Genomic DNA, 469 nt, shown 5'->3' on the forward strand with positions numbered 1-469 from the left:
GCATGGTGAGCTGCGTGCCCGGTTCACCGATGGACTGCGCCGCGATGACGCCGACCGCTTCGCCGATATTGACCGGCGTACCACGGGCCAAGTCACGGCCGTAGCACTTGGCGCACACGCCCATCTTGCTTTCGCAGATCAGGGGCGAGCGGATCTTCACCGCCTGCGTGCCGATCGCCTCGATCTGCGCGATCATGGCTTCGTCCAGCAGCGTGCCGATCGGGATCACCACGCTATTGTCCTTGGTGTCGACGATATCCTCGGCCGTGGTGCGGCCCAGGATGCGCTCACCCAGCGACGCGATGACGCTGCCGCCCTGGACGATCGCCTTCATCTCCAGCGCCTTTTCGGTGCCGCAATCCTCCTCGACGACGGTGCAATCCTGGCTGACGTCGACCAGACGGCGGGTCAGATAGCCCGAATTCGCCGTCTTGAGCGCGGTGTCGGCCAGACCCTTGCGGGCGCCGTG

At 65.7% G+C, this 469-nt stretch carries 1 pseudogene; it reads right to left on the reverse strand.

Annotated elements, in window-relative coordinates:
- Window positions 1-469 (reverse strand): annotated as a pseudogene (locus tag B2V90_RS06695) (DNA-directed RNA polymerase subunit beta'); the annotation flags it as partial.

Source organism: Sphingobium sp. UBA5915 (assembly GCF_002431195.1).
Lineage (GTDB): Bacteria > Pseudomonadota > Alphaproteobacteria > Sphingomonadales > Sphingomonadaceae > Sphingobium > Sphingobium soli.